This window comes from Streptomyces sp. NBC_00341 (assembly GCF_041435055.1).
Lineage (GTDB): Bacteria > Actinomycetota > Actinomycetes > Streptomycetales > Streptomycetaceae > Streptomyces.
Map to the genome: position 1 here is coordinate 7,680,730 of NZ_CP108002.1, position 13,790 is coordinate 7,694,519.

Here is a 13,790-nt window from a genome sequence, read left to right on the forward strand (position 1 = left end):
AGAAGAACCCTCGGAGAGACGCTTGTGGCTGGTGGGGCTCATTCCGTCACCTCGCCCAGCAGCGCCTGGATCTCCGCCTCAAGCGCCTTCAACTCCGCATCGATCTCCGCCAACGGCCGCGGCGGCTCGTACACATAGAAGTGCCGCGTGAACGGGATCTCGTACCCCACCTTCGTCTTCGCATGGTCGATCCACGCGTCCGGCACATGCGGGTGCACCTCCCGCTTCAGGTACTCCTCCACGTCCTCGCCCAACGGCACGTTCTCGTAGTCCCGCAGCTCACTGTCCGGCTCCGAAGCGCCGCCCTTGACGAGCTGCACCTCCCCCTCCGGATCCCGCACCCCCACCGCATCCCGCAACGCCTTGGCGAACGGCGCCCCAGCCGGCCCCGGAACCCCGGCCTTCGCCATCGCATCGCGCACCGCCACCTGAGCCTCCGACTTGGTCGCCCACTCCGAGCCCAGCAGCGGCTTCAACGCATCCCCGAGTACCGCCGCCTCAGCATCGGCCAGCTTCCGGAACTGGGCCTCCTCGTCCTCCGTCAGCTTCCGCCGGGCCTTCGCCTTCGCGGCCAGCTCCGGCTCACGCGGCAGGAACCGCTCCTCCGCCCACTTCTGGACCGGCTTCGATGCGAGCAGCGCGGCCAGCGTCTCCTCCGTCAGTTCGAAGCGCAGCTTCAACGGGCGCTCCACCGTGATCCGCTGGTAGCCGAACGCCGTGTTGTCGAAGACCTTCACCTTGGCGTGCATCGAGTGGTCCGGGTTCGCGGCCGCAGCCACCGCGTCCGCGTACAACCGGGTGATGTCGCCGATATGGTTCGGCTTGCTGCCCGAGCCGTCACCCAGTTCCTTCCGCTTGTCGCCCAGCGACTTCCGCATCTTCACCCACTGGTCGCGCGCGTCCAGCAGCACGACCTTGCCCTTGTGCTGAGTGTCCTTGCGGTTCGTCAGGATCCAGAAGTACGTGGAGATACCTGTGTTGTAGAAGAGCTGGTCCGGCAGGGCGACGATCGCCTCCAGCCAGTCGTTCTCCAGGATCCAGCGGCGGATCTCCGACTCGCCGGAGCCGGCCGCTCCCGTGAACAACGGCGAGCCGTTGAAGACGATCGCGATGCGCGAGCCGCCCTTGCCCTTAACGTCCACAGGCTTCATCTTCGAGATCATGTGCTGGAGGAAGAGCAGCGAGCCGTCGTTGATGCGTGGCAGGCCGGCGCCGAAGCGGCCGGAGTCGCCGAGGTTCGTGTGCTCGTACTCGACGTCCTCCTTGACCTTCTTCCACTCCACGCCGAACGGCGGGTTCGCCAGCAGGTAGTCGAACTTCTCCCGCGCGTGGCCGTCGTCCGAGAAGGAGTTGCCGTAGGCGATGTTCTCCGGGTCCTGGCCCTTGATCATCAGGTCGGACCGGCAGATCGCCCAGGACTCCGGGTTGAGCTCCTGGCCGTACACCTCCACCGTGGCGCCCTTGTTGTACGACTTGATGTGCTCCTCGGCCGCGCTGAGCATGCCGCCCGTGCCGCAGGCAGGGTCCAGGACCGTGCGTACGACACCGGGCAGGCTGAGCGCGTCGCCGTCCGGGGCGATGAGCAGGCCGACCATCAGCTTGATGACTTCGCGCGGGGTGAAGTGCTCACCCGCGGTCTCGTTGGACTGCTCGGAGAAGCGGCGGATCAGCTCCTCGAAGATGTAGCCCATGTTGTGGTTGGAGACGACCTCCGGGCGCAGGTCGAGATCGGTGAACTTGCCGATGACCTGGTAGAGGAGGTTCGCGCTGTCCAGCTTGCGGATCTGCTGGGCGAACTCGTACTTCTCCAGCACCTCACGCGCGTTGGGGGAGAAGGCGCCGACATACACCTGGAGGTTCGAGGCCATGTTGCCCGCGTCGCCGACGATCGACTTCAGGGTCAGACTGCTCGTGTTGTAGAAGGAGTGGCCCGAGGCTCGGGGCAGGAAGTAGTCCCGGTCGAGCTGGTCCTCCTTGCACCGGACGACCTCCGCCGCGACCGCCTCCCGCGTCGGCTCCAGTACGCACTCCAGGCGGCGCAGCACGATGAACGGAAGGATGACCTTTCCGTAGTCGGACTGCTTGTAATCGCCGCGCAGAAGGTCGGCGACGGACCAGGCGTGGTTCGCCAGCTCCGTGTGCTTGCTGCTGTTCAAGGGGTTCCCCGGTTCCATATCGACCCCGCTCTGCTGGAGCGGGTATGGGCAAGTGTGGTGCTTACGTGAAGGGTGTGGTGCCGGTTCAGGCCGATTCGGCGCCCGCTGTCCTGTCGGGTGCGGCCGGAGGTGGTGACGGGATCAGGCCGCCCCCGGTGAGGCCGCCCGCCAGCAGCCGGGCCGTTTCGTCAGCCAGCTCCGTGGCGCGTGCCGCCTCCGCGCGCAACGTGTGCACGCGGCGGAACGCGTCGCCGTAGCGCCTCTGCTCCTCCAGGGGCAGCAGCGGGACGCGTAGGCGACCGGGGCTGACGTGCAGGATCGTGCTGCCCGTCGACGCGGCGGCGATGTTCTCCGCCGAGCCCAGGAAGCCCGCCAGGAACCACGGGTCGAGCCGGGCCGGGTCCGGGCGGAAGAGGTGGACCTGGGGGCCGAGCAGGGCTCCCGCGTCCGCCTCGTCCGCCACCCGGGCCATCGCACCGTTGCCGCCCGCGATCGCCCGTACGACGACGTCGCCCGGCGCGATCACCGGTGCCGAGTCCGTACGCAGACTGCCCGGAGCACCGGACGGAGCCGCACCCCGGGCGATGTCCGGGCCGGTGAGGACGGGGAGCGTGACCGTCGACGCGTCGGCCGCCGAATCCCGCGACTCCGGCGCCGTGCGCAGCAGTGTGAGCGCGCCGCCCCGTGCGAGGTCGGCCGCGGTGGCCGTGCGCCACTCGCGGAGTGTCGGGCCGGCCGCGCTCCAGTCGGTGTAGCGCGCCGCCTTGCCGAGCGACGCGGCCCCGGCGACGAGTCGACGGCGTACCTCCTCCGCCTCGCGGGCCAGGTCCGCCGGGGCGATGTCCGTACGGGAAGCGCGGACGTGGCGGGCGGGCGTGAGGTCGACGACGTCGTCCAGGAGGTCGACCACCGGGACCGCGCGCGCCGTACCCGGCTCGTCCGTGAACGTGTCCGGGGCCTCGGTGAACGCCGACCACTGGCCCAGGGCGGCCTCCGCCAGCACCGGCCAGTCCAGCGCGGAACGGGCGCCGCGCGTACCGGTCGCCGTCGCCGCCGAAGCCGCCGAGCGGTCGCCCGCGTCCGCCGCCTCCGTCGGATCGACAAAGAGGACCGACTTCCGCTCCGGGCCCGCCGGTTCGGGGCGTTGCAGCACCCAGATCTGCAATCCCACGTGAAAGGGGGTCGCAGCACCTGGGGGTAGGGCGATGACCGCGCGGACAGCTCCGCTGCGTACAAGATCCATGCGTACGCGACGGCCCGAGGCGCGCGACGCGGTGGCCGGCGGCAGGAGCATCACGGCGTGGCCGCCCGGCACCAGGTGGGCCAGCGAGTGCTGGACCCAGGCGAGCTCGGACTCGGCGCGAGGTGGGACGCCGTACGCCCAGCGCGCGTCGTACGCCAGCTCGTCGTGGCCCCAGTCGCGGTCACCGTACGGCGGATTGCACAGGACGGCGTCGACGGTGAGGTCTGCGAAGGCGTCGGAGCGGAGGCTGTCGCCGACGTGGACCGTGATGTCCGCATCGGGCGCGGCCAGCAGCAGGCTCACCGCGCTGCGCTGGGCCTGAACAGGAACGGTGTCCTGTCCGTACAACGCGCCCGCGCCTCGTCGGGCCACCGCCGCGAGCAGCGATCCGCTTCCGCACGCCGGGTCGAGCACTCGCGCGCACGGGCCAGGAACCAGCCGGGCCATCAGGTCCGCGAGGGGGGCGGGGGTGCGGTAGGTGCCGCCGACCGAGCTGTCCTCCAGCTCCCGCTCAGCCAGCACGGCGAGGGCTGCCTCACCCGTCCCGTCGGCGTCCACACAGCGCAGCAGCGCCCGCAGCGCGTCAATGTCCTGCCCGGCGAAGCGGACAGCCGCCGCTCCGGGGACCAGGTCCGCGACGTCGGCCGACGCCCCCTCCGCGCGGACGATCAGGCTCGGATCGGACAGGCCGGCGAGCGCGGTGCGCTCCTCGGGCGTGCATTGGGCGGCGGCCAGCACCAGAGGGAGCAAGCTGCCCGTCACGCCGCCGCCCTGCTGATGCAGACGCAGCGTGGTCCGCAGCTCCTCCGCCGGATCGGCTGTTGTCACGTGGCCGCGGGCGCCGAGCCAGGCCTGTACCTCCACGAGGCCGTACAAGGGGCTGGACTCCGTGCCCCCCGACGGGGCCGGGAAGTCGTCGTGCCTGCGGCGCCAGTTGCTGACCGTGGCGCGCGTGACTCCTGCGATGCGTGAGATCTCGGCGGCGGTCACCTGGGCGGATGGCTGTGGCATGGCGGGAGTCCTGAACCTCTCGGTAGTGAACAGCTCACAACCTACACCACCAGTCAAACGGATGAAAGTGATTGACAACGCTTTCATGTTCTTGTTTCTCTGGAGTTGCTTCCGAGTGAAAGCGCTCGGCAGGCACTCGTCGAACCCGTGGGGAAGGATCGCCATGCGCATCACCATGCCGACCGCAGTCATCGAGGGAACCCAGCTCACCGTCATGCCCTTCCGCGCCGACGCGGTGATCGGGACCATGTCCGTACCGACACTCGTCCAGCTCGTCCCGTCACCGCGCCGCGAGGAGGACACGAAGACGCTGAAGGCGGCCTCGGGGGCCGTGCGGCGCCACGCCGAACTGCGGGCGCTGGTACAGCGGGCACTGAAGTCCACGCAGAAGGGGAAGAACGTCGGCTCCTACGCCGAGTACCTCGCCGACGGGGTCAACGGCGAACTCGGCGCCGGCTGGTCGACCCCGCCGATCACCTTCTGGCACGCCGGTCCGCTCGCCGCCCTCAGTGACGAACTGCTGCCCGGGACCGGGTTGCGGAGCCTGACCATCGCGCCCGGCACGTCGGTCGTGGCCATCGATGGTGAAACGCAGACGACCGCGTGGCACGAGCTGTACGACGACCCCGAGCGGTTCGGTCTCACGTACGCCGAACTCGCCCAGGTGCGCGTGCCGTTCGAGCTGTACGTGGACCTGAGCGTCGCCGACGCGCGGCAGATCTTCTACGACCGCAACGTGCAGGGCGTCGCCGTCGCGAAGAACCTGGCGATGTCCATGGACCAGCGCGACTTCGCCACCCGCCTCGCGCACCGCGTAGCCGAGGCCGTCAAGGTGGACATCGATGGCCGGCTCGTACCGTTCACCAAGTTCGTCAACGCCACCAAACGGCAGGTGGGGAAGGCTGAGCCCGAGGTCGTCACCCTGTCCGCGATGCGGGCCCTGGTCATCACGGCGGTCTACGGCAAGGGTGGGCTGTCCCGGTCGGCGGAGACCGTTCACGAGGACGAACTGCCGTCAGGGGCGACAGCCGAGCAGGTGGAGCAGTACGTCGTCCCGGCCTTGGCCCGCCTGATTGCCGAGCACGCCCAGCACTTCCTCTCCCGCAGCGCCCTCACCGCGCCCGCGGTACTGGCCGGCCTCGGCATCGCCGTGCACCACACCACCCCGTGGGCCGACCCCTCGAACGCCATGAGCGCGCGCGAACTGGACCGGCTGCTCGCCGGAATCTGCTGGGAGCGCGAGGCCCGCTACTGGGACGGCGTGGCGGCGAAGGCCGGCGCGTCCGGGCGCCTCAACTTCAGCGGCGGCGTGAAGGACTCCGGCGGCCGCGTCGCGGACGCGCTCCTGTACCCGGGCACGGAGGCGGGCCGCCGGATCCGGGGGCAGTGAGCCCTTCGCGTTCCGGCTCCTTCCCGTCCGTTCCCCGCGATCCGTCGCACTCCGCACAGCCACGAACCGCTCAGCCATCCACCAGCAACTGGAGCACGCCATGAACACTCCCGAGGCCCAGGGCCCCGGCCCTTACCAGGCGCCCGGATCCCACCAGGGTGCCTACTTCACCGCCGCGGTCCCGCCTGCGCTCCCGCCCCGCAAGCCCTCACGGGCCAAGGCGTGGATGACCCACGGGGCTGCCGCCTTCGTGGCGCTGTTCATCGGGGTGGGCATGGGTGCGAGCGGTGGCTCGGACGCGGAGGCGGATGACGCGAAGGGCGGCGGGCCGGTGAAGCCGGCGCCGACCGTGACGGTGACCGGGGCGGCGGTCAAGGCCCGTCCGGCGCCGACCGTCACCAAGACGGTGACGGCGAAGCCCAAGCCCCCGAAGAAGACCGAGGCCCCCGGCCCGGCCACGAGCTTCAGCGGTGACGGTGAGTACCTGGTCGGCGAGGACATCGCGGCGGGGACGTACAAGACGGCCGGAGCCGACGGCTCGTTCGGCTGCTACTGGGAACGGGCCAAGGACGCGAGCGGGGAGTTCGGGTCGATCATTGCCAACAACAATCTGGAGGGCCCCGGCCGGGTGACGCTCAACAAGGGGGAGTACTTCAAGACGAGTCGGTGTGCGGAGTGGAAGCGAGCCGGTTGACCGGCCCGCCCCGGGGTGCTCCACGAGGGCGGGACCGCTCAGCGGGCAGCGAGCGGGCAGGGGGGTGCCCTTCAGCCCTTTCAGCCAGGCGTACTCGGGGAGCGGGAGTCGCCGTCCAGGTCACCGGACACGATGGCCCTATTCCGTCACTTCCTTGTCGCGTACACGATGAGGTTGTCCACGGGGTGCCCCGCGGCGTCGAACGCACCGTCGCAGGTGATCAGCCGCAGCGCACGGGCCTTGGTGTGTCCGTAGACCCGCGCGGTCGGGAACGCCTTCTTGCTCGCCGTCTCCCGGCCGGTGACCTCGAAGTGGATCTCGGTGCCCCGGTCGTCGCGGACGCTGATGTCCGCACCCTTGGTGATCTTCTTGAGGTCGTGGAACACGGCCCGGCCGAAGCGGGTGTCGTTGTGGCCGATCAGTACGGCGGGGCCCGGCTGGCCGGGTACTGAGCCGCCGGTGTACCAGCCGGTCGTCATGCCCTTGTCGGCGGGCGGCACCTCCACCGTGCCGTCGGGGTTGAGCCCGAGGCGCATCACCGCGCTGTTGATGCCGAGGGAGGGGATGGAGACATGGACGGGCGGCGAGGCGGACTTCACGGACGGGGACGGGGGCGCGGAATCGGACGCGGTTCCCGGGCCGGGCGCGGGAGTTCCGGTCGTCGCGGGCGACTCGACGCTCCGGGCCGCGGCCGAGGACTTCGACGGCGAGGCGTCGGAGCAGCCGGTCAACGCGGTCAGCGCGGTGAGCGCGAGGCAGGCGTACACCGGCAGTGCGGTACGCCGGAGGAACCGGGGTGTGCGGGACATCTGGGGCGTGCGGGACATGAGGACGGACTCCAGAAGTGATCGGCCGACGGCAGTGGCGCCGCCCTGATGCAGGACGACGCCACTGTCGGCTCTATCGGCTGAGGGGTGGTCAGCCGTTGCGACGGCCGGTGGAGCGGCGGCGCAGGACGACCGTTCCGGCGCCCGCGACCAGGAGGGCCGCGACGGCGGAGCCCGTGACGGCAGCGGTGTTGTCACCGGACGTGCCGGCCGGGCGCTCGCCCGCCGCGACTCCGCCGCGCGGGGCCTGGTTCGCGGGTCGGACCGCGGGCGTGGGGCTGTCGCCCGCGGCGACTCCGCCGCGCGGGGCCCTGGACGGTGCCGCGGTGGCGGGGGCGGCCGAGGGCGCTTCGGAGGGGGTGGCCGCCTTGGTCGGCGCGGGCGAGGCGGAGGGGGAGGAGTCGGCGAAGGCCGAGGCGGCGGGGACGCTTACCGCACCGACCACCACAGCGGCCAGGACAGCGGTACGCAAGGACGAGCGCAGGGACATGTATGGCTCCGTTCAGGACGGCCCCGACGGCGCCGCGATGCGGAATCGCACCGCGGCGCGAGGCGTGCCGACAGGCTGTCCCGAAGTTATGAAGAAGCTGTCAGGACGCTGTGTTCATCGCATCAGGGCTGCTCGGACCCGGCCTCGGACCCGCGCTCGGACCCGCGCTCGGACCCGCGCTCGGACCCGCGCTCGGACCCGCGCTCGGACCCGTCCAGGTCGTGGGCCGGGACGCGGTGGGCCGGTACACCGCCGGGTGGGAGACCGTCGGCCGTGAAGTCGCCCGCTGAGCCGGGCTCCTGTTCCTGTTCCTGCTCCCGCTCCGGCGGGCCGTCCCCGTACGCGCCCTCGCGGTCGGCCGGGAGGCGGAGCGTGAACACAGAGCCCCGCCCCGGCACGCTCACCGCCGTGACCGTGCCGTCGTGCGCCTCCGTGAGCTTGCGTACGATCGCCAGCCCCAGTCCACTGCCTCCCGTGCGCCGGCTGCGGGACTTCTCGCCGCGCCAGAAGCGGTCGAAGACATGGGCGAGGTCCTCCGGTGGTATGCCGCTGCCCGTGTCCGTGACGTCCACCAGAACCGCGTCGCCGGACTCGGAGCCGTACGGGCGCAGGGTGACGCTTCCGCCGGACGGGGTGTGGCGTACCGCGTTCGAGACCAGGTTGCCGATGGCCTGGCGCAGCCGGACCGGATCGGCCGTCAGCCTCGGGACCGGGCGGTCCGGGGCCACGGGCAGCACGGTCAGCGCCACCCCGGACGTCTCGGCGCGGGCCTGGTGCGCGGCGGCGACCTGGCCCAGCAGCTCCTCGATCCGCACCGGTTCGGCGTGCAGCCTGAGTGCGCCCGCGTCGGCCTGGGCCAGATCCTGGAGGTCGTCGATGATGTGCTGCAACTGCACCGCCTCCTCGTGCAGCGAGGCGATGAACGCCGGGTCCGGCTCCGCCACCCCGTCCTGCGCCGCCTCCAGCCAGCCGCGGATGTTGCTGAGCGGGGTGCGCAGTTCATGGGCGACATCGCTGACCATGGCCTTGCGCTGGGCCTCCAGCCGCGCGCGGTGGGCGGACATGTCGTTGAACGTGGCGGCGAGCCGCCCGATCTCGGTGTCCGCGGCGACCAGCACCGGCACGCTGTCCTCGCCGTCCCGCATCCGCTGGGCGGCGCCCGTCAGCGCGCGCAGGGGGCGTACGAGCCGGGCGCCCACGAGGACCGACGCGCCGACGGTGAGAGCGAGGACGAGCGCCGCCGCCCCCGCGATCTTCGCGGTGTTGGCCGGTGAGAGATCGAAACCGGGCACCGTCGTGCCGCCGGTGTCACCGATGAACAGCAGGGCGGGCGAGGCGACGTACGAACCGAGCTGTTCGCGGCGGGCCGTGCCGACACAGGAGGCGATCGCCCGGTCGCCCTCACCGTTCCCGGCCGACTGCGAGGGACGGGTGCCCGGAGCGGCGCTGGGTGCGTCGGTGGGCGGGTAGGTCGGCGCGGGGGTGGGCGACGCACTCGGCAGCTTGGTGGGAACCGCCACGGCCGGCCTGGGTTCCATGGGCTGGCCCCAGGACAGATCCAGCTTCAGCTGGACGCCGGCCCGGCCCTGGCGCTTCAGGCAGGCGTCGGCCAGCTGGTTGAGGGCCTTGAGCGCCTTCCTCTCGGTCGCGGTCGGGCTGTCCAGTTCATCGGTGGCGCAGCGCGTGCCCTGGACGCGGTCGGGGTCGTTGCCCACCACCTGGATCCGGGGGCGCCCGCTCGCGCTGCGCACCACGTCGGAGGCGATCCCGGTCGCGCTGAGACAGGACACCTTCCGGTCCGCGGTCTTCTGCAGCGCCGCCCGCTCGGAGGCGGGCAGCCGGAACGGCCCGACCGCTCGCGGATCGACCCGGTCGGCCGGAGCTCCTGACGCGCCCGCGGTCTCGGCCGCCAGCGCCGTGTCCACCGACAGCGGATCGACGATCGCCGAGGCCTGCGCCGGCAGCGCCGCCGCCGACTCCGGATCGGCCGAGTCGGCGAGCAGGGCGCGCCGTTCCGTCGTCAGCGCGATCCGCCGGCCGGACTGCTCGGCCAGATCACGCACGGTCTTCCCGACGCCGTCCCAGGTGGGATGAGCCGCCGCGTATCCGAGCAGACTGTGGTAGATCCGGGCGTCGGCGGTCAGGTTCTGACCCTGCTCCTGCCGGATCGCGCCGGACGTCGTCTGCACGGCGAGCCAGGCGGTGGCAGCCACCGAACAGGCCGCCACGAGCGCCGAGACGGCCAGCAGCCGGGCGAAAAGGCTCTTGCGCAGGGGCAGCCGCGCCCGTTGCCCGGCGTCCGCCGCCTGCTGTTCTCCGCTACGACGACGCACGTGCCGCCGCCTTCGCCGGGTCCGTCAGCTTGTACCCGACACCGAAGACGGTGAGCAGCCGGGTCGGCCGGCGCGGGGCGGGTTCTATCTTCTTGCGCAGGTTCATGATGTGCACGTCGACCGTTCGGTCGCTGATGTACCGGTCGAATCCGTGCAGCTCCGCGAGCAGTTGCTGCCGGGAGAAGACCCGGTCGGGCTCGGCCGCGAGCGCGGCGAGGATCCTGAACTCACCGGGGGTGCATTCGACGGGCTCACCGCCGACCGAGACCAGATGCCGGGTCGGATCGACGACGAGCGAACCGACCGTCAGAGCCGAGTCGTCGGCCGGCTCCGCGCCCGTGGCGCGGCGGCTGCGCCGCAACAGCGTACGGACCCGGGCCATCAGCTCGCGCGGGCTGTACGGCTTGGTCACGTAGTCGTCGGCGCCCAGATCGAGCCCGAGCAGCAGATCGTCCTCTGTCGTGCGGGCCGTCAGCATCAGCACCGGCAACTCCCGGCACTCGGCGCGCAGCACGCGCACCACATCCAGACCGTCGGCACGAGGCATCATCACATCGAGGACCAGCAGGTCCGGTTCCCGGTGCCGGACCAGATCGAGGGCCGCGAGGCCGTCGCCGACGAGCGTGACGGAGTGGCCCTCCCGTTCCAGGTATCGGCGAAGGAGTTCGGCCTGCTTCTCGTCGTCTTCAGCGACGATCACGTTTGCACACACGTGCTCGATCGTAGAGGGGTTCGAACAGTGGACGTCGGCCTCTTGCCCGAGGCGCCCTCGTACTGGTCTTGTGTACCCGCAGGTAACTGGCATGCGCGACGGTTGTACGGGTGCGACAGCCGTGCGGTGGGACAGTCGTGCGGGTCGGGCGCCGGACGAGGCGTACGCGACGGGCACGGCGTTCACGAGGGTAGGGAGCAGGGTGGAGCGGGTGGCAGGGCACGAGGTACGGGACAGGCTGCCCGAAGGACTGGCCGACGCGATACGGGAGACGGCCGCGGAGATCGCGGCGCTGCTGCGCGCCGCCCCCGACACCGGGCTGCCGGTTCCCAGGTCCGAGTGGACCGTGGGGGAGGCGGCGGCGCATCTGGCGCAGGCCAACCAGCTGATGGCCGACGTGGCCGCCGGACGCCCGCGCGACTACGGGGACGGCACCCCGCAGAGTCTGGCCGAGGCCAACGAACGGGCTCTCGCGGCATTCGGTGAACGGGCGGGGGAGCCGCTGGCCGCGATGATCGTGTCGCAGGCCGCCGCGTTCATCACCGCGGTGGCCGAGCACCCCTCGGACGAGACGCTGATGACGCCGATGGGCCCGATGAACCGCGCGGTCCTCGGCTCGTACCTCCTGACGCACATGCTGGGCCACGGCTACGACCTGGCGCGGGCACTGGGGCGCCCGCACATGGGCAACCGGGTCCGAGCCGGGCTGACCGTGCCCTTCTTCGTCGAGGTCATGCCCCGGGTGACCGACGACCGGGCCACGGCAGGTCTCACCGCCCGCTACACGGTCCGGCTGTGGGGCGGCGGCCGCTTCGGGGTGACGTTCACCGACGGCACGGTGGCGGTGGGCCACCGGCCGCCGGACCGCCCGGACTGCACGATCTCCATCGAGCCGGTCACGTTCCTGCTGATGGCACTCGGCCGCATCGCCCCGGCGGGCGCCATGGCCAGGGGGCGGGTCCTGGCCTGGGGGCGCAAGCCCTGGACAGGCCCCCGCTTCCCGGCGTACTTCACGGCGCCGTGATCCCGGGACGGCCGGCTCTCAGCCCTGACCGCTGTGCGACTCCATGAGCTCGTGGTGCGCGGCCAGCACGTCCTCCGCGAGCACCGTTACGATCTCCTCGCGCGTCGGCGTGGTGTCGGAGTGCTTGGAGAACAACCGCAGATCCCGCTGGGCGGCGGTCTTCTGGCACAGCTCACGGGCGAACCTGGCATTGCCCACGGTGTCGGCCATGCCCTCGTCCACGACAGTCGTACACAGCGAACCGAGGACCCCGACCGCCTCCTCGTCGGGCTCGTCGCCCTGGGCGGCCAGGACGGACCGGGCGATGAGGACGAGTTCCCGCGCGGAGTACGACGGGAAGTCCACGCGTGTGGTGAAGCGGGACACCAGGCCGGGGTTGGCCGCCAGCAGACCGGCCATCTCGTCGCGGTATCCGGCGAGTACGACGACGAGCCGGTCCCGGTCGTCCTCGGCCCGTTTCAGGAGCACCTGCAAGGCCTCGTCCCCGAACGCGTCGCCGCCGCTGTACCCGCTGTTGGACAGGGCGTACGCCTCGTCGATGAACAGCACGCCGTTCAGCGCGGAGTCGATGACCCCGCTGGTCTTGATGGCCGTGGACCCGAGGTGCTGCCCCACGAGATCGACGCGCTGGGCCTCGATCACATGCCCGGACCGCAGCAGGCCGAGCCCGGCGAAGACCTTGCCGATGATGCGGGCCACCGTCGTCTTGCCGGTGCCGGGCGGCCCCGCGAAGACGAAGTGGCGCGGCTTGGCGCCCCCGGGGAGCCCCTGCTCCTCCCTCAGCGCGGCCATGCGCAACTGAGCCATGAGGGTGCGGACTTGGCGCTTGACGGGTTCGAGCCCGATCATGCCGTCGAGCGCCTGCTGGGCCTCGGCCAGCAGCGCGGCCCGCTCCTCGGCCGACGGCCCGTCCCCGCTGCCGCCGCTCGCGTCACCACCGGGCCCGGCCTGCGGCGACGGTGAGCCGGCAGCGGCGGACACGGACGCCGCCGGCTCACCGGAGCGCCGCTCCGGAGCGGCATCCGAAACACCCTCGGAGGCGGCCGGGGCCGGCGTCGCGCGGGCCCGGGCGCGGACATCCACGTCGAAGAGGCCCGGCGAACACCGGAAGGCGTACTGGTACCGCTTCAGCGCGTCCTCCGTCCGCCCCAGCTCCTCCAGCGACCGCCCCATGAAGTAATGGGCCTCGGCATCGAAGCGGCTCCCCTTCTCCAGCTTCCTGGGAAGAGGTTTGAGCACGTTCAGCGCCTCGTGGTGGACGCCCTGGGCGAAGAGCGACATACCGACGTACAACTGCGCCTCGTCGAACAGGAACGCGTCACCGATCCCGGTGGCGAACCGCAGCACGAGGGCCCAGTCGTTCTTGAGGAACGCGTACCGGGTACAGACGAACCGGGTCTCGTCGCAGTCCAGTTGCGCGGTGGACAGCCCCGCCCAGGCCTCGTCGAGCCGGCTGTTGTCCAGCAGTGAGGACATCGCCGCCAGCCACAGATCCCGCGCGTTCTCCAGCCGGAAGGTGACGTAGTGGCCGATCTGGAACGTGGACCGCAGCGGCAGCCCGAACTTGGTGCGCAGCGCGCCGAAGGCCCCGGAGTTCCGGAGCATGGCGTCCAGCGCCTCCTGCTGGCCCTGGCCGGTCGCGTGGAGGCCGAGCCACGCGTCGGTGGCGGCGGGATCATGCGACGTGGCGAGCGCGAACTGCGCGGACGCGCCGGTGGTGTCCCCCTGACGCATCAGCAGCATCGCCTGGTTCCACGCCTGCTCGGACTTCCTGACCGACCCCCGGCTCGCGGCTGCACCCTGCACGTGTCTCCCCCTCCGACAGGCGTGCGACCCGCACGGCCCACCGTGATCACCTGGAACGGTCGTCAGGATAGCCAACCCCCGTCCGGGGAGCGCGGGGAGCGCAC

10 protein-coding genes are annotated in these 13,790 nt (G+C 71.4%); 3 read left to right on the forward strand and 7 right to left on the reverse strand.

Annotated elements, in window-relative coordinates; all coding sequences use genetic code 11:
- Positions 1-38 precede the first annotated feature (38 nt).
- Together OG892_RS34365 and OG892_RS34370 are read right to left on the reverse strand one after the other, a co-directional pair.
- Positions 39-2,156: an N-6 DNA methylase gene (locus OG892_RS34365; RefSeq protein ID WP_371631127.1), complete on the reverse strand. Its 2,118-nt coding sequence runs from the start codon at positions 2,154-2,156 to the stop codon at positions 39-41.
- A gap of 85 nt (positions 2,157-2,241) precedes the next feature.
- A complete protein-coding gene (locus tag OG892_RS34370; protein WP_371631128.1) occupies positions 2,242-4,410 on the reverse strand; it encodes an N-6 DNA methylase in 2,169 nt (722 codons plus the stop codon).
- Between the two features lie 163 nt (positions 4,411-4,573).
- On the opposite strand from OG892_RS34370, the gene OG892_RS34375 reads away from it, so the two are divergent.
- Both OG892_RS34375 and OG892_RS34380 read left to right on the forward strand, forming a co-directional pair.
- Positions 4,574-5,800: a DNA sulfur modification protein DndB gene (locus OG892_RS34375; protein WP_371631129.1), complete on the forward strand. Its 1,227-nt coding sequence runs from the start codon at positions 4,574-4,576 to the stop codon at positions 5,798-5,800.
- Positions 5,801-5,900: 100 nt separating this feature from the next.
- Positions 5,901-6,494, forward strand: coding sequence for a hypothetical protein (locus OG892_RS34380; RefSeq protein WP_371631130.1), 594 nt, complete (start codon positions 5,901-5,903; stop codon positions 6,492-6,494).
- Positions 6,495-6,640: 146 nt separating this feature from the next.
- Here OG892_RS34380 and OG892_RS34385 read toward each other — a convergent pair whose 3' ends face one another.
- The 4 genes from OG892_RS34385 to OG892_RS34400 all read right to left on the reverse strand — a co-directional run bounded on the left by OG892_RS34385 (position 6,641) and on the right by OG892_RS34400 (position 10,856).
- Complete coding sequence (locus tag OG892_RS34385; RefSeq protein ID WP_371631131.1) at positions 6,641-7,321, reverse strand: class F sortase; 681 nt, start codon at positions 7,319-7,321, stop codon at positions 6,641-6,643.
- Positions 7,322-7,412: 91 nt separating this feature from the next.
- Positions 7,413-7,811, reverse strand: a complete 399-nt coding sequence (locus tag OG892_RS34390; RefSeq protein WP_371631132.1) for a sortase-dependent protein — start codon at positions 7,809-7,811, stop codon at positions 7,413-7,415.
- Between the two features lie 122 nt (positions 7,812-7,933).
- Complete coding sequence (locus tag OG892_RS34395) at positions 7,934-10,144, reverse strand: sensor histidine kinase (RefSeq protein WP_371631133.1); 2,211 nt, start codon at positions 10,142-10,144, stop codon at positions 7,934-7,936.
- The gene (locus tag OG892_RS34400; RefSeq protein ID WP_327339963.1) at positions 10,131-10,856 is read right to left on the reverse strand and encodes a response regulator transcription factor; all 726 of its coding nucleotides are present in this window, start codon (positions 10,854-10,856) and stop codon (positions 10,131-10,133) included. The genes OG892_RS34395 and OG892_RS34400 overlap by 14 nt, the downstream gene beginning before the upstream one ends.
- 202 nt (positions 10,857-11,058) lie before the next feature.
- Between OG892_RS34400 and OG892_RS34405 the strand changes: the two genes are divergently transcribed.
- Positions 11,059-11,880: a maleylpyruvate isomerase family mycothiol-dependent enzyme gene (locus OG892_RS34405; protein ID WP_371631134.1), complete on the forward strand. Its 822-nt coding sequence runs from the start codon at positions 11,059-11,061 to the stop codon at positions 11,878-11,880.
- A gap of 18 nt (positions 11,881-11,898) precedes the next feature.
- Here the strand turns inward: OG892_RS34405 and OG892_RS34410 are convergent, their stop codons facing one another.
- Positions 11,899-13,686: an AAA family ATPase gene (locus OG892_RS34410; protein WP_371631135.1), complete on the reverse strand. Its 1,788-nt coding sequence runs from the start codon at positions 13,684-13,686 to the stop codon at positions 11,899-11,901.
- Positions 13,687-13,790: the final 104 nt, after the last annotated feature.